This is a genomic window from Myxococcus sp. CA056 (assembly GCF_013336715.1).
Lineage (GTDB): Bacteria > Myxococcota > Myxococcia > Myxococcales > Myxococcaceae > Myxococcus > Myxococcus llanfairpwllgwyngyllgogerychwyrndrobwllllantysiliogogogochensis.
In genome coordinates, this window is the sequence record NZ_JABUMT010000012.1 from 200293 (window position 1) to 215243 (window position 14951).

The window sequence follows — 14951 nt, forward strand, 5'->3', positions numbered from 1 at the left end:
GTTGTCATGCCCTCCGGGGAGGGTCAGGGCTTCTTGCCCCGCACCCACCACACCCGAAAGAAATGCAGACGGCGGCCCTGGAAAGTTCCAACCAGCTCGGCTGGGTCTTCCATTGACTCGTAATGACTGGTCAACGCGGGCGGCGGGAGGGGCCCATCTTCTTCCACCCAGAGCACATCTTTTCCCGGAGGGACGAGCGGTTCGGGCCACACATCGTACTGGCTGAAGCGCACCAGGCCCGCGGTCCCCACGGGGATGCCCGAGTAGTGGGCAATCATTGACGCGAGCTGGTAGTTGCCGGCGTACACGGCGACGACGTCGCCTGGCTTCATTTCGGGGAAGAGCTTCTCGGGTGCGGACAGCGCGCGCAGCACCTCCCAGCCGTGCGTGCGCCACAGGGCCGTATCGCGCTTGAAGCGCAGCATGGGGAAGAACAGGTGCAGCGTCACGGCGAGCACCACCGCGAGGCCTGAGAACGCCGCCGCGAGCTGCCAGGGGCGCCGCATGCCCGCGACGCCCACGCACACGGAGAGGTAGGCCATGGTCGTCCAGTTGACCTCGCCTCGCGCGCGCGACGCCGCGTAGCCGAAGAACAAAAGGGGCACCAGGGCCGCCATGCGCAGCAGGAACTGCTCGCGAGGTCCTCGCAGCGCGTACACCAGCGCGAGCGGGAAGATGACCGGACCGCCGAAGGCGAACTGGCCTCCGAGGAACTCGCCCAGTGTCTTCCACCCGCCCTGTCCCTCCAGGCCATGGCGGAGCTGGAAGGCGATGCCCACCCAGTCGTGCCGTGCGTTCCACAGCAACACCGGCACGAGGAACAGCGCGGCCAGCACGCCGGTGCCCCAGGCGCCTTTGGGCAGGCGTCGGTGCTTCAGCGCGGTGACGAGGAAGGCCACGCCCAGCAGCACCGCGGGGAACTTGGCCAGCACCGCGAGGCCCGAAGCCAGCCCCGCCCAGAGCCAGCGCTCGCGCCACAGCGCCCACAGCGCGAGCGTCCAGAGCAGCAGCATGGCGGTGTCCGGTGTGGCCCAGACGCCGGCCACCATGCCTCCGGGCACCACGCTCCACAGGGCCGCCGCGCGCCAGGCGGCTTCACGGCTCTGGTACACGTCCCGGGCCAGTCCCCACACGGCGACCACGGTGCCGGTGCCGCAGAGGAACGCGGTGCCGTGGATGCCGAGCGCGGCGATGAGCCAGGCGATGAGCGGCGGATGGTCGTAGTAGCCCCAGTCGAGCCGCTGGGCCCACTGCCAGTAGTAGGCGGTGTCGAAGTAGACGTCGGTGCCGAGCGCCAACACGACTCTCACCGCGAGGGCGACGCCCAGCAGGGTGAGACACGTCTTGAGGCCGAGGCCGACGGGGGTGGGCGGGGCGGGGGCGGGGGAAACCATGCTCACGTCTTGGGCCCAGCGTACCTCGCTCCCGTTCTCCAGTGGAGGGTTGTGCCCTTGGGGCTTGCCGTGTTTTCCCGGGCTCCGTATGCCGTGCCGTGGCCGTCCCTTGCTTGGAGTCCGCATGTCCTCCCACCCTCCGTCGTCAGGTTCCTCCAACCGTCTGGCCCAGGAGCCGTCGCCGTACCTGCGCCAGCATGCCGGCAATCCCGTGGACTGGTTTGCCTGGGGGGACGAGGCGCTCGCGCGAGCGCGGGCGGAGGACAAGCCCATCCTGCTCTCCGTGGGCTACTCCGCGTGCCATTGGTGTCACGTGATGGCGCACGAGTCCTTCGAGTCGCCCGAGACGGCGCGGCTGATGAACGAGGGCTTCATCAACATCAAGGTGGACCGCGAGGAGCGGCCGGACCTGGACCAGATCTACCAGGGCGTGGTGCAGCTGTTGGGGCAGGGTGGGGGCTGGCCGCTGACGGTGTTCCTCACGCCGGACCTGAAGCCCTTCTACGGCGGCACCTACTTCCCGCCCGAGGACCGCTACGGGCGCCCCGGCTTCCCCCGGCTGCTGATGGCGCTGCGGGACACGTGGGAGAACAAGCGCGAGGAAGTGAAGCGGCAGGCGGAGCAGTTCGAGGAGGGGTTGGGCGAGCTGGCCGCGTACGGCCTTGATGCGGCACCCGGCGTGTTGACGGCGGCGGACGTGGTGGCGATGGGCAAGCGCATGGTGCAGCAGGTGGACCTGGTGCATGGCGGCTTCGGCGGCGCGCCCAAGTTCCCCAACCCGATGAACTTCTCCCTGCTGCTGCGCGCCTGGAGGCGTGGGGGCGGCGCGCCACTGCGGGACGCGGTGTTCCTCACGCTGGAGCGCATGGCGCTGGGGGGCATCTATGACCAGCTCGGCGGCGGCTTCCATCGCTACTCGGTGGATGCGCGGTGGTTGGTGCCGCACTTCGAGAAGATGCTCTACGACAACGCGCAGCTCGTGCACCTGTACGCGGAGGCGCAGCAGGTGGAGCCTCGGCCGCTGTGGCGCAAGGTGGTGGAGGAGACGGTGGAGTACGTGCGCCGCGAGATGACCGACGCGGGCGGCGCCTTCTACGCCGCGCAGGACGCGGACAGCGAGGGAGAGGAGGGGAAGTTCTTCGTGTGGCGTCCGGAGGAGCTTCAGGCGGTGTTGCCGCCGGCGCGCGCGGAGCTGGTGACGCGTCACTTCCGCGTCACGTCCCAGGGCAACTTCGAGCACGGGGCCACGGTGCTGGAGGTCGTGGTGCCAGCGGAGTTGCTGGCGCGCGAGCGGAGCCTGCCGGTGGAGGAGGTCGAGCGCGAGCTGTCGGAGGCGCGTCGGGTGTTGTTCGAGGCGCGCGAGAAGCGCGTGAAGCCGGGCCGGGATGACAAGCTGCTGGCGGGCTGGAACGGGTTGATGATTCGCGGGCTGGCGCTCGCCTCGCGCGTGTTCGAGCGTCCGGACTGGACGAAGCTCGCGGTGTCCGCCGCGGACTTCGTGCTGGCGAAGATGTGGGACGGGACGCGGCTGGCGCGCTCGTATCAGGAGGGGCAGGCGCGCATCGATGGCTTCCTCGAGGACTACGGGGACCTGGCCTCGGGGCTCACCGCGCTCTATCAGGCCACGTTCGACGTGAAGTACCTGGAGGCGGCCGAGGCGCTGGTGAAGCGCGCGGTGGAGCTGTTCTGGGATGAGGAGAAGCGGGCGTACTTCACCGCGCCACGCGGCCAGAAGGACCTGGTGGTGGCGACGTATGGCCTGTTCGACAACGCGTTTCCGTCCGGGGCGTCCACGCTGACGGAGGCGCAGGTGGCGCTGGCCGCGCTCACGGGGAACGAGCGGCACCTGGAGCTTCCGGCGAAGTACGTGGGGAAGATGCGCGAGGGACTGGTGGCCAATGCGATGGGCTACGGCTACCTGGGGCTCGCGGCGGACTCGCTCTTGGACGGCGCGGCGGGCGTGACGTTTGCTGGGGCGCGCGACGCGGTGGCGCCGCTCTTGAGCGCGGCGAACCATGTCTATGCGCCGACGTTCGCCTTCGGCTGGAAGGAGGCGGGCAAGCCCGCGCCCGCGCTGCTCAAGGAGTTGTTCGAGGGGCGCGAGCCGGTGGGCGGGCAGGGCGCCGCGTACTTGTGCCGGGGCTTTGCTTGCGAGCGGCCCCGTACGGACGCGAAGGAGCTGGCTGAGCGCCTGACGGAGACTCCCCCGGGAACGTAAGCGGCGAGCGCGGAACGTGAGGCCCGCGCTCTGAATGGGCGGGTCCAGCGCTTCACCTCGTAAGGTGGCCCGCTGTGTCTCGGCGGGCGCGGGCCGAGGAGGCCCGCGTGCTTCCGCGAGCCAGGACTACTTGACCTCGGTCACCTTCAGCGTGCCGATGAGGGGCGTGATTTCGGCGTTCCCCTCGTAGCCGAAGGCGAAGTGCGTGGCGTCCGCGACGGGCTGGTTGAACGTCGGGTCCAACTGCGTCCACTCACCCACGAACGCCTCCACCCACTCGTGCCAGTAGAGCGCGGGCACGCCGTCCTGGTTCACCATGTAGATGACCCCATCCACGCGCCGAGCGGGGATGCCCGCCGCGCGCAGCAGCGCCACGGACAACAGCGAGTGCTCCGTGCAGTCCCCACGCTTCTGGCGCAGCACATCCGTGGCCCGGTCCGCGCTGGCCCCGTAGTCCTTCTCCAGATGCGTGGCCACCCACGTGTTCACCTTCTGCGCCGCGCGGTACGCGTCCTTCTCGTCACCGATAATCTTCTTCGACTGCTCGCGGATGGCCGGGGCATCGCTCTCCACGATGAGGTTGGACTTGAGGTTCTCCCCCCCATCCGGGTCCGCCACCGGTCGCGGCTTGCGCGCCGCCGTCGAGGGCGCGGCGGCCTGCAACGTCACCTCCACGCTCCCATCCGGCCGCGCGGCGAACTTCTGCCGGTACGTCCCCACGCGGAACTTCTCCGGCAGGCCCGTCACCACCAGCTTCACATTGCCAGGCACCGCCCGCGCGGACTCCGGCAGCGGCTTGGGCAGCACCACGCGGGTGAGGCCAAACACCTCCACCAAATCCATGCGCTTGGCGACGGCCTCCGTCTCCTTGCGCGCCTGCATCGTCTGGCCAAAGTCCACCAGCACCATCTCCCCGCGCTGGGTGACGTAGGAGACCACCGGCACCTTCTCCTTCTGCGAAATGCTGCTGGCCTTGCCCAGCTTCACCTTCACGCCGTTCACCGTCCGCTGCTCGGCGGGCTCCATGGTGGTGGTGAGGCCGTAGGTCTCCAGGTCCATCCCATCCAGCACGAAGCCGTCCACCTTCGCCTTGCGAGTCAGCGCCACGCGCGCCTGGTCCGCGTCCTCGACGCGCTCCTTCGTCGCGGCCACCGGCAGCACCTCGTCCGCGTGGCCCAGGCGCTTGCGCACCACGCGCATGCCGCCCTCGGGCGTGGCCGTGCCCTCCAGCGTCTGGTCCCCGCCGTCGCCTCGCTGCACCACGCTGAAGGACAGCAGGCGTCCGCCGGGCTTCGCCTCGTAGACGCGCTCCTCGCGGTGGTTGCGCTCCGACAGGCGCGTACCGACGAGGGCCTTGAACACGAGCTGGTTGATGCTCTTCACCCGCGCCGGCTCACCGGGCATCACCACCAGGTCCGTGAAGAGCCAGCCCACCTTCTTGTCCATGAGGTACAGACCGAAGAACTCGCCACCCTGGGGGCGGGGAGCCTTCACCACGTCGGACAACGCGGCGGGCGCGGTGGGAGCGGGGGCCTGGGCCCAGGCGGCGGAGGCGCCCGTCAGCAGGGCGCACAGGGACACGAGGGCCAGGGACATCGGTCGGAGCGTGCGAGTCATCACGCCCCTTCTAACGGGGGAGGCGGTCAAAGTCTTCAACCGCCCCACACCCCGTGCGGTGGCCTACAGCCGCTTGGTGAGGATGATGAGGTCGTCCCCCACCTTGTAGAAGTCGCGGATGCGCGCTTCCTCGCCGTACTTCATGGACGCGTAGAAGCCGCGCGTCGGGCCGTAGGCCTCCGTCGCGCTCGTCTCCACGCGGATGAGCCGGCCGTTGCGCCGACGCAGGTCTCCCTCCATCGCGGACACCAGCGCCGCGCCCACACCCTGACCGCGCACCTCCGGAGAGGACGCAATCCAGTACAGGTCGTAGCAGTCCTCCGTCATCGGCGTGGGGCCGTAACAGACGTAGCCAACCAGCTGGCCGTCCCGGTCCGCGACGATGATGGCGTAGTCCGTGTTGCCCGGCGTAAGCGCGATGCCGACCAGCTCGATGGCGACCTCAACCTCCTGCGGCGAGAAGGTTTCGATCTTTCGAATCAGCGCGGCGAGGGGCTCCCGGTCCTTTCCTTCGATGGGACGGATGTCCATGGGCTCTTTCGGAAGCGACCTCCACCAGTCGGGCGGCGAGGGCTGGGTAGTCCAGGCCCGCGGCGGCAGCGGCTCTGGCGAACCCCGCACCCGGATGAAGGTCGCAGTTGGGGTTGATATCGATGACGTAGGGCACACCCTCCGGAGACACCCGAAGGTCGACCCGTCCATAGTCCTGACAGTCGAGCGCTGCAAAGGCTTCCAGCGCGACCTGCACACAACGAGCTTCCAGCGCCGCATCCACCTGGCACGGCCCGGCGGGCGTATCCCGGTACTCGGGAGAGCCCTCCTCCCACTTGGCGCTGTACGACACGATGTTCGGCCGGTCCTCGAAGGTCCGACCGAAGTGGATTTCAGTCAACGGCAGCGCACGGCGCGGCTGGTTTCCCAACAGCGGCACGTAGATTTCGCGGCCGGGGATGAACTGCTCCACCAACGCGGGCTGGTGGAAGGTGCGCAACACCGCCTCGCAGGCGCGCACCAGCGCGGAGCGCTCGTACACGACGGAGTCTCCCGTCACGCCCATGCTGGCGTCCTCGCGCGCGGGCTTGACGATGAGGGGCCAGGGCAGGTCCACCGCCAGCGCGTCCTCCAGCCGCTCCACCACGCGGAAGGCGGGCGTGGACACGCCGCGCGCGCTGAGCAGCTCCTTCGCCTTGGGCTTGTGCAGCGCGAGCCCCAGCGACAGGGCGGACGAGCCGGTGTAGGCCAGCCCCAGCGCATCCAGCAGGCAGGGGACCGCCATCTCTCCCCGGCTGTCCGCGGCGAGCGACTCGCAGAGGTTGACGACGAGGTCCGGCTGCCGGCGCCGCAGGATGTCCACGAAGTCCAGCCGGTCACCCTCGATGGCGAGCGGCTCGGCGACGGTGTCTGCCTGGGTGAGCGCTTCCGAGAGCGCGGCGGCGACTCGCACCACGTCCTCTCGGGCCTCCCGTCCCGGGTCATCCTGGAGGAGCTCGTGGTCGCGGTTGTGCAGCAGAATGATGTGCATTCGGAGGTGCCGGGAGGGTTACCACGTCCCCCGTTCCGAGCCCAGTCCACTGGTGACGGTTGGTTACCTCCTGGGCTACCTCCCGGAAGGGCTTGCAGTACGGTGGACTACCTCCGATAGGGGTATCCAGGAGTATGGAAAGGGCACCATGCGCATCCGCGACCCCATCCACGGCACCATCCCGGTGAGCGAGTCGGAGAAGGCCGTCATCGACAGCCGCCACTATCAGCGGCTCCGCTACGTGCGACAGCTCGGCTTCGGGGACCTGGCCTTCCCGGGGGCCACGCACACCCGGCACATCCACTCCCTGGGCGCCATGCACGTCGCCTCGCGGGTGTTCGGGGCGGTGGCCGCCCGCTCGTCGCTTCCCGAGGACGTGCGCGAGCGCTTCTGCACCGCCGTCCGCCTGGCCGTCCTCTGTCATGACCTGGGCCACATGCCGCTGTCGCATGCCTCCGAGCGCATCGCCCCGAAGCGCTCACTGCTGCGCCTGCCCGGCTGGCTGGACTCGGTGGCGGAAGGCGAGCAGGCCACCCACGAGGACTACACGGCGAAAATCCTGCTCGACAGCTCCCTGACGCCCATCATCGAGCGCGAGTTCGGCGCCCAGGGCATCACCCCCATGGGCGCGGTGGCGCTGATTACGGGGGCAAAGCCGCCCAAGGACCCGGGCTTCACGTGGGATGGCGTGGACTGGACGCCGCTGCTGCGCGCCATCGTCTCCGGCGAGCTGGACGCGGACCGCATGGACTACCTGCTGCGCGACTCCTTCTACACGGGGGTCAACTACGGCCGGTACGACATGGATTGGATCATCGGCAACCTGAACCCGGCGGTGAAGGACGGGCGGGCCTACCTCGCGCTGAGCCGGGCGGCGGCGTTCGCCTTCGAGGACTTCCTCCTCAGCCGGTACCACATGTTCGTCTCGGTGTACCTGCACCACACGTCGGTCAGCTTCGACTACATGCTGCGGCGCTACTACGAGGAGTCGCCCGGCGAGTTCGAGATTCCGTCGGACCCGGAGGCCTTCCTGCTCTGTGACGACTCCGCGCTCTGGTACACGCTGCGCCGCTCACGCAACAAGTGGGCTCAGCGCATCATCACCCGTCAGGGCTTCAAGCTGCTGGCGCAGTACACGGAGCGGGATGCCGGGTATGACCTGGACGTGCTGCGCAGCGCACTCGTCTCGTCGGGCTTCGAGCACTACGTCGTCGAGTCCGTGAATGTCCTGAGCAAGTACGCCTCCGGGCCCGCGAGCCCGGGGCCGAGCCTGTTCATCATCGACGCGTCCACCGGACGGCTGACGGAAGTGGCGCGCTACACGGCGCTGTACCAGCGCTACAGTGGGGCCGTCCGCCTCACGCGGCTGTTCGTGCGGCCGGACCAGTCGGAAGCAGCGCACGAGCTGATGGGCCAGCTCCTCGGTCAGGCGGTGCAATCATGAGTGAGCGTCTTCCCGGTCTGGGCCTCGGCCTGGACCTGAGCCATGTCCCCGCCGAGCCCCGCGCCTCCGCGGTGGCGCTCCTGTACCGGCGCGTGGGCCCGGGCGTGGAGGTCTACTGGGTGAAGCGCGGCAAGGCGCTGGCGTTCGCGGGCGGCTTCTACGCGTTCCCCGGAGGCAAGCTGGACAAGGCCGACGCGGATGTCCCCGTGCGGGGCGTCAGTGGAGAGGAGGCCGCGTTGCGCTCGGCCGCCGCGCGCGAGCTCTTCGAGGAAGCTGGCGTGCTGATGGCCGAGGGCGCCGAGGCACTTCCCCAGGAGAAGCAGGACGCGCTGCGAAAGGCGCTGCTGGCGGGACAGCGCGGCTGGGGCGAGCTGCTCCAGGGCGAGGGCCTGGCGCTGCGCGCCGAGGACTTCCGTGTCGCGGGGCGGTGGATTACTCCGCACGCGGTACCGGTGCGCTTCGACACGCACTTCTATCTGGTGGAGCTGCCGCCGCACGCCCGCACGGAGCTGTGGCCTGGAGAGCTGTCGGAGGGCGCGTGGGTGTCGCCCGCGCTGGCGCTTGCGCGCTGGGGTGACGGCTCCGCGCTGCTTCATCCTCCCGCGGTGCATGCGCTCCAGGTGCTCGGGACCTTCACGGACGAGGCGGACGCGAGGGCGCGGCTGGCGACGCCGCCGTACTGCCCGGGCTACATCGCGCAGCGCATCGAGTTCCAGCAAGGCGTGCGCGTGGTGGCGTTGGAGACGCCCACGCTGCCGCCCGCCACACACACCAACGCGTACGTGCTGGGCAACGGCGAGCTGCTGCTGGTGGACCCGGGCTCCGGAGACGTGAAGCAGTACGCGAAGCTGCTGTCGCTGGTCGCGGGCTTGAAGGCGGACGGGCTCAAGCCGGTGGCGGTGGTGCTGACGCATCACCATGGCGACCACGTCGGCGGCGCGCGCGCGGTGAAGGAGCGGCTGGGCATTCCGCTGTGGTGCCATGCGAAGACGGCGGAGTGGCTCGACTTCCCCGTGGAGCGGTTGCTGGAGGACGGCGAGGTGCTGGAACTGGCGGGGGAGGTGCCCCAGCGCTGGCGGGTGCTGCACACGCCCGGGCACGCGCGGGGCCACATCTGCCTCGTGGATGAGCGCAGCCGCGCGGCGGTGGTGGGAGACATGGTGGCCGGCGTGGGCTCCATCGTCATCGATCCGCCCGAGGGCAACATGCGCGACTACCTGGCGCAGCTCGCCCGGCTGCGCGACTGGCCCGTCGGCACGCTGTATCCCGCGCATGGCCAGCCGTTGCCGGACGGGCCCGCGAAGCTCCAGGAGTATCTGAATCACCGCGCCCAGCGCGAGGCGCTCATCCTCCAGGCGGTGCCGCCCGAGGGTGTCACGCTGGCGCAGGTGGTGGAGCGGGCCTACGCGGACACGCCGCCGTTGCTGCATCCGGTGGCGGAGCGCAGCGCGTTGGCCACGCTGGAGAAGCTGGTGGCCGAAGGCCGCGTGCGCGAGGAGTCGCTGCAGTACTTCCGCATCGGCGCGTGAGCCCGAGGGGCGGACTTCAGAACCGCCCCATCAGCCCCAGTCGTGGACCGTGCTCGGTCATCCCCGCGACGGGCAGCAGCCTCACGCCGGAGTCATGCCGCGTCTGCGCGGGCGGCGTCACGGGGCGCTGCGACTGGTGGGACAGCTCGTAGCCCGTGGTGGCTCCGGCGACGGGGAGCAGCAACAGGAGCGCGGCGAGCGCCTTGTCGTCATCGTTGGCGCCGAGGATGAGCGAGCCCAGGAGCGCGCCGCCCCAGCCCACCAGGCTTCCTCCGACGGTGGCGAGCAGCGTGCCCTTGCCGTCCATGAGCCGGCCGCCCGCCCAGGTGCCCGCGGGGATGCCGATGACGACGCCGGTGAGGCCACCCACCAGCGAGACGACCTGACACTCGTCGCAGCCCACCGTGGGCGCGCCGAGCAGATAGCCCACCACCAGGCCCACGGCGCCGCCCGCGATTCCGCCCGCGGTTCCTCCCACGAACTCCACCGCGACGCGGGGCACCGGGTCCTCCACGGCGGCCTTGCGGCTGGGCCGGGCCTCTTCCGTCACCTCGGTGCCGGCGGGCGGGGTGGGGGTGGCCTGGGTGTCGTCGTCGCCCTGGTCGTCCCGCGACGTGCTGTCTCCTGGCGAGACGGGGACGAGCGGGGGAGGCGACAGCTCCGGGGCGGGGCGCTGGGCCGGCTCGTCCTCCTGGGGGACGGGCTGACCCCGGGCGGAGCCCGTGCTCGACAGGAGCAGGACGACCAGCCAGGCGGAGAGCGCGCGCGAAAACCTCACCCGCACAAACTACCGCAAGGCCGGGGGTGTCGTCGCGTCAACTGGCGGACACCTCGGTGACGCGGTCGGCGCGAGCCCGGCGCCGCCGCAGCAGCAGGGCCACCGGCGCGGCGGCCAGCAGGGCCTGGGGAAGCAGGGACACGAGGTCCGGGTAGATGCCCAGCAGGTCCAGGGTGAAGAAGCGCACGGGAACCAGCGGCAGCGCCCCCACTTCCTGGAGCGAGTGCAGGCCCTTGCCCAGCAGCATCACCGCCGTGACGACGAGGACCCCCGTGGACACGTTGAACAACGTCTTCATGGGCAGCCGGAAGCCCAGCCGGTTGATGAAGAGGACGAGGATGCCAAGCGCCACCACTCCCACCAGCGAGCCCCAGGCCACGCCCTCGGGCGAGTCCAGCGCCAGGCCCTGGAGGAAGATGGCCGTCTCGAAGCTCTCGCGCAGCACGGCGGTGAAGGCGATGAGGAACAGGCCCACCATGCTGCCGCGGCCGAGCGCGCCCTGCATCTTCTGGCGCAGCTCGCCCATGAACTGGCTCATGTTGGAGCGTGCGTTGAGCCACATCGCGGCGTACACCAGCATGCCCACCGCCACGAGCGCGGCCACGCCCTCCAGCCACTCGCGCTGCGCGCCGGCCAGCAGGTGTCGGCCGAGCAGGTAGGCCCCAGCGCCCACCACCAGCGCGGACATCCAGCCGGCATGCACCACGCGCACGTGCTCGGTGGCCTTCATCTTCTTCAGGGCCGCCAGCAGCGCCGCGACGATGATGGTGGCCTCGAAGCCCTCGCGCAGCAGGATGAACACGGTGAGCCACAGCGTGGACACCAGGTCCGCCGCGGTGCCGCTGCCCCGGCGCGCCTGGTCCAGGAGCGACACCAGCTCACGGCCCTCGTCCTGGAGGCGCGGACTGCCGTTCTCCGCCGCGAGCCGCGCGTTCAGGAACCCCTGCTCCAGCTTGAGCACCAGCGCCGAGTCCCGTGAGCTGAGCTTGGGCTCCACCGGCTCCAGGCCATTGAGGTACGCATCCAACAAGGCCGCCTTCGCCCCGGCCGCGTTGCCCGCCGCGCCCTGCCGCAGCGCCTCCTGCACGCCGTCGCGAGCAATCATCAGCGAGCGCTCCTCGTCCACTTGCGGCAGCTCGCGGCGCAGGCACGCGAGGTGCTCCGCGCCGAACGACTTCACCAGCTCGTCATCCGTGGTGTTCGCCAGCCGCTCCAGCGACGCTCGCGGCGGAGCGCCCTCGCACGGCGGCTGGCGCAGGGTGAAGACGAAGAAGGCCAGCGACCAGCGCTCGTCCTCGCTCAGCGTGGGATAGGCCGGCATCGCGGTGCCCGGCACGCCGAAGCTGGTGGTGTTGAAGGCCTTGTAGGGCGTGAGGCCGCCCATCAATTCCGCGTCGCGGAAGTTGGCGGGCTGGGGCTCCATGGTGGCGGCGATGGGCAGGTTGGCGCTGCCGTCCGCGCCGTGACAGGCCGCGCAGTTCGTCTGGAAGAGCTTCTCGCCGAGCTTCAGGTCCGGCGGGTGACGCGGGCTGCGAGCAAGGCCCCCGGCGAGCACCAGGTCCTCCACCAGCGCGCCGCAGTCCCGGCTCACGCCCTCCGCGTCGCGCGACTGGTCCACGCGCGCCTGGATGGCCTTCACACGTGGGATGAAGACCGCCGCCGCCGCGCCCAGGCCCTGGGCCGCGTCCACCGCCTCGGCCGCGAAGCTCTTCTGCTCCGCCAGTTCGAACGCAGACTGGGACTCGATGGCGGCCGGATAGTCCGCCTCCAGGTACTGGAGGATGCCCACCAATCGGTGCCACGTCCGCTCATCCGCGCCGGCCTCGCCCGCCACGGCCGAAAGAGGCACCGCGAGCACGAGGCACAAGGCGACGGAGACCACACGATTCATGGTCCTCGTCTACCAGCGGGGGATGAGGGTTTCAATTTTGCGAATCAATATCAAAACGGGCGTTTCAAGCGCGCGAAGGGGCGGTGGTGCCGGCAGTGAAGTTGCCAGGGCCTGTCCACTGCTCGACTTCCAGGGAATGGATGCGCAGGCGAGCGAGGCGCCAGTCACCGCCCCGCAGGCAGCCGATGGCGAGGGAGCCGATGGAGAGCGCGCCGATGGCGACGGCTCCGACGGCGAGTGCGCCGAGCGCGGTGGCGCCCAGGGCGCTGGCTCCGACGGCGAGTGCGCGGAGGGCTCGGGCGCGCAGGGGCCTCCGGATTCGCTGGGCGTCGAGCTGACGGGAGAGGCGAGCAAGCGTGGCGGTGTTGGCGAGCGCGAGTCCGGTGGCACCGGCCAGCGACGCCGTGCGCAGGGTGCGGCCCATGAGGTGCTGCGGCAGCGGGAAGGTGAGGGTGGTCCACATGCCGTTGGAGGTGGACACGGCCTCGCGTGGGAGCCACCCGACGGCGCCCGGTGCGCTGCCTGGCGGACGAGCGACGGAAGGAGGGATGTGCCCCTCAGCGCTCGTAGGTGAGGAACGCGTACGGAGGCTCTGACTCCGGGTGCTGCTCTTCCTCGACGAGTCGCCAGCCGGACAGGTCGACCTCCGGGAACAAGATGTCGCCCGGGTAATCGCGAGCGATGCGCGTGAGGTAGAGGCGCTGCACGCGGTCCATCGTCTGGGCGTAGAGGTCCGCGCCGCCCGCGATGAAGACCTCGTCATCGCCTCGGGCCCGCGCCTGTTGGAGCGCCTGCTCCACGGAGTGGGCCACCGTCACACCATCGGGCGCGAAGTCCTGCCGGCGCGTGACGACGATGAAGGCGCGGCCCGGCAGCGGACGGCCAATGGAGTCATACGTCTTGCGGCCCATGATGAGCGTGTGGCCCATGGTGAGTCGCTTGAAGCGCGCGAGGTCCGCGGGCAGTCGCCACGGCAGCTGGTTGTGGGCGCCGATGACGCGGTTGGATGCCAGGGCGACGATGGCAGACAGCTTCATACGGCGACCGGGGCCTTGATGGCGGGGTGCGGCTCGTAGCCTTCGAGCTGGAGGTCCTCGTACTTGAAGGCGAACAGGTCCTTCACGTCCGGGTTGAGACGCAGGCGGGGCAACGGCCGAGGCTCGCGCGAGAGCTGCTCACGGGCCTGTTCGACGTGGTTGAGGTACAGGTGCGCGTCGCCCATCGTGTGGATGAACTCGTGCGCCTCCAGGCCCGTCACCTGCGCCACCATCATCGTCAGCAGCGCGTACGAGGCGATGTTGAAGGGCAGCCCCAGGAAGAGGTCCGCGCTGCGCTGGTAGAGCTGGCAGGACAGACGCCCGTTGGCCACATAGAACTGGAAGAGGACGTGGCACGGCGGCAGCTTCATGTCCGGCAGGTCCGCCACGTTCCACGCGCTGACGAGGTGCCGGCGCGAGTCGGGGTTCTTCTTCAGCCCGTCGACCAGGGCCTTCATCTGGTCGATGTGGGCGCCGTCCGGCGCGTTCCAGGAGCGCCACTGGTGGCCGTAGACAGGCCCCAGCTCGCCGTGTGCGTTGGCCCACTCGTCCCAGATGGTGACGCCGTTGGCCTGGAGCGTGCGCACGTTGGTGTCGCCCGCGAGCATCCACAGCAGCTCGTGGAAGATGGACTTCACGTGCAGCTTCTTCGTGGTGACCAGCGGGAAGCCGCGCGTCAGGTCGAACCGCAGTTGTGGGCCGAAGACACTGAGCGTGCCCGTGCCGGTGCGGTCGCCCTTCTTCGTTCCGTGCTTGAGGACGTGGTCGAGCAGGTTCAGATAGGGCTGCATGGGGCCATGCCGTCTAGGCGCCGCTGCCTCGCGGATCAAGCCCCGTGTCGCGCGAACTGCCAGCTACCCCGCAGAATGTCGCATGTCTCCGCGCATGCACCGACGCGCCTTCTCATTGGACGTGTGGCGCGCACCACCGGTACAAGCCGGAAACATGAAGATTTATACCAAGACGGGTGACGCGGGAGAGACCGGCCTGTTCGGGGGCGGTCGCGTCGCGAAGGATGACGCCCGCGTGGACGCGTACGGCGAGGTGGATGAACTCAACGCGACGCTCGGGCTCGCGAGGGGCTTCACGCTGCCGCAGGAGCTGGACGCGATGCTGCACCGGCTCCAGGACCAGCTCTTCACCGTGGGCGCGGTGATGGCGACGCCGGCGGGCACGAAGGCGTCCGCGCACATCCCGGCGCTCAAGGCGGACTGGGCGGAGGACATGGAGCACGCCATTGACCGCTTCGAGAGCGAGCTGCCGAAGATGACCCACTTCATCCTGCCCGGAGGCACGCAGGGCGCCGCCGCGCTGCACCTGGCGCGCACCGTGTGCCGTCGTGCCGAGCGCCGCGCCGTCCCGCTGCTGCGCGACGGGACGATTCCGAAGGACGTGGTGGTTTTCCTCAACAGGCTCTCCGACCTGCTCTTCGTCATGGCGCGCGTGGCCAACCACCGCGCCAATGTGCAGGACGTGAAGTGGATTCCGGAGAAGCCCTCCGCGTCGTAGCGCTCCCAGGTT

The 14951-nt window shown here is 69.9% G+C and carries 13 protein-coding genes; 4 read left to right on the forward strand and 9 right to left on the reverse strand.

The window, feature by feature from the left end:
* Positions 1 to 23: 23 nt before the first annotated feature.
* Positions 24 to 1394, reverse strand: coding sequence for a glycosyltransferase family 39 protein (locus HUA76_RS34400; protein ID WP_174463213.1), 1371 nt, complete (start codon positions 1392 to 1394; stop codon positions 24 to 26).
* A 124-nt stretch (positions 1395 to 1518) separates the two neighbouring features.
* On the opposite strand from HUA76_RS34400, the gene HUA76_RS46345 reads away from it, so the two are divergent.
* Positions 1519 to 3612 (forward strand): thioredoxin domain-containing protein, encoded by a 2094-nt coding sequence (locus HUA76_RS46345; RefSeq protein WP_174463214.1) that lies wholly within the window; start codon positions 1519 to 1521, stop codon positions 3610 to 3612.
* Between the two features lie 126 nt (positions 3613 to 3738).
* On the opposite strand, the gene HUA76_RS34410 is transcribed toward HUA76_RS46345, so the two are convergent.
* From HUA76_RS34410 to HUA76_RS34420, 3 genes are all read right to left on the reverse strand, one after another.
* Positions 3739 to 5229: a transglutaminase family protein gene (locus tag HUA76_RS34410; RefSeq protein ID WP_174457562.1), complete on the reverse strand. Its 1491-nt coding sequence runs from the start codon at positions 5227 to 5229 to the stop codon at positions 3739 to 3741.
* 63 nt (positions 5230 to 5292) lie between these two features.
* Complete coding sequence (locus HUA76_RS34415; protein ID WP_141646654.1) at positions 5293 to 5760, reverse strand: GNAT family N-acetyltransferase; 468 nt, start codon at positions 5758 to 5760, stop codon at positions 5293 to 5295.
* On the reverse strand, positions 5672 to 6751 hold the full coding sequence (locus HUA76_RS34420; protein ID WP_174463215.1) for an ATP-grasp domain-containing protein: 1080 nt from the start codon (positions 6749 to 6751) through the stop codon (positions 5672 to 5674). Before HUA76_RS34420 ends, HUA76_RS34415 begins: the two co-directional genes overlap by 89 nt.
* A 148-nt stretch (positions 6752 to 6899) precedes the next feature.
* Between HUA76_RS34420 and HUA76_RS34425 the strand changes: the two genes are divergently transcribed.
* Together HUA76_RS34425 and HUA76_RS34430 are read left to right on the forward strand one after the other, a co-directional pair.
* Positions 6900 to 8195, forward strand: a complete 1296-nt coding sequence (locus tag HUA76_RS34425) for an HD domain-containing protein (RefSeq protein WP_141646656.1) — start codon at positions 6900 to 6902, stop codon at positions 8193 to 8195.
* Positions 8192 to 9724 (forward strand): MBL fold metallo-hydrolase, encoded by a 1533-nt coding sequence (locus HUA76_RS34430; RefSeq protein ID WP_174463216.1) that lies wholly within the window; start codon positions 8192 to 8194, stop codon positions 9722 to 9724. Before HUA76_RS34425 ends, HUA76_RS34430 begins: the two co-directional genes overlap by 4 nt.
* Positions 9725 to 9740: 16 nt before the next feature.
* On the opposite strand, the gene HUA76_RS34435 is transcribed toward HUA76_RS34430, so the two are convergent.
* The 5 genes from HUA76_RS34435 to HUA76_RS34455 form a co-directional block, all read right to left on the reverse strand.
* A complete protein-coding gene (locus HUA76_RS34435) occupies positions 9741 to 10502 on the reverse strand; it encodes a GlsB/YeaQ/YmgE family stress response membrane protein (RefSeq protein ID WP_174463217.1) in 762 nt (253 codons plus the stop codon).
* A gap of 37 nt (positions 10503 to 10539) precedes the next feature.
* Positions 10540 to 12393 carry an FTR1 family protein gene (locus tag HUA76_RS34440; RefSeq protein ID WP_174463218.1) on the reverse strand — a complete coding sequence of 618 codons (1854 nt, stop codon included), beginning with the start codon at positions 12391 to 12393 and terminating at the stop codon, positions 10540 to 10542.
* A gap of 64 nt (positions 12394 to 12457) precedes the next feature.
* Positions 12458 to 12874 (reverse strand): hypothetical protein, encoded by a 417-nt coding sequence (locus HUA76_RS44955; protein ID WP_217440592.1) that lies wholly within the window; start codon positions 12872 to 12874, stop codon positions 12458 to 12460.
* A 76-nt stretch (positions 12875 to 12950) separates the two neighbouring features.
* The gene (locus HUA76_RS34450) at positions 12951 to 13430 is read right to left on the reverse strand and encodes a dihydrofolate reductase (RefSeq protein WP_174457558.1); all 480 of its coding nucleotides are present in this window, start codon (positions 13428 to 13430) and stop codon (positions 12951 to 12953) included.
* Positions 13427 to 14221 (reverse strand): thymidylate synthase, encoded by a 795-nt coding sequence (locus HUA76_RS34455; protein WP_174463219.1) that lies wholly within the window; start codon positions 14219 to 14221, stop codon positions 13427 to 13429. Before HUA76_RS34455 ends, HUA76_RS34450 begins: the two co-directional genes overlap by 4 nt.
* Positions 14222 to 14375: 154 nt before the next feature.
* Here HUA76_RS34455 and HUA76_RS34460 point away from each other — a divergent pair, with 154 nt between their 5' ends.
* Positions 14376 to 14939 (forward strand): cob(I)yrinic acid a,c-diamide adenosyltransferase, encoded by a 564-nt coding sequence (locus tag HUA76_RS34460; RefSeq protein WP_141646662.1) that lies wholly within the window; start codon positions 14376 to 14378, stop codon positions 14937 to 14939.
* Positions 14940 to 14951: the final 12 nt, after the last annotated feature.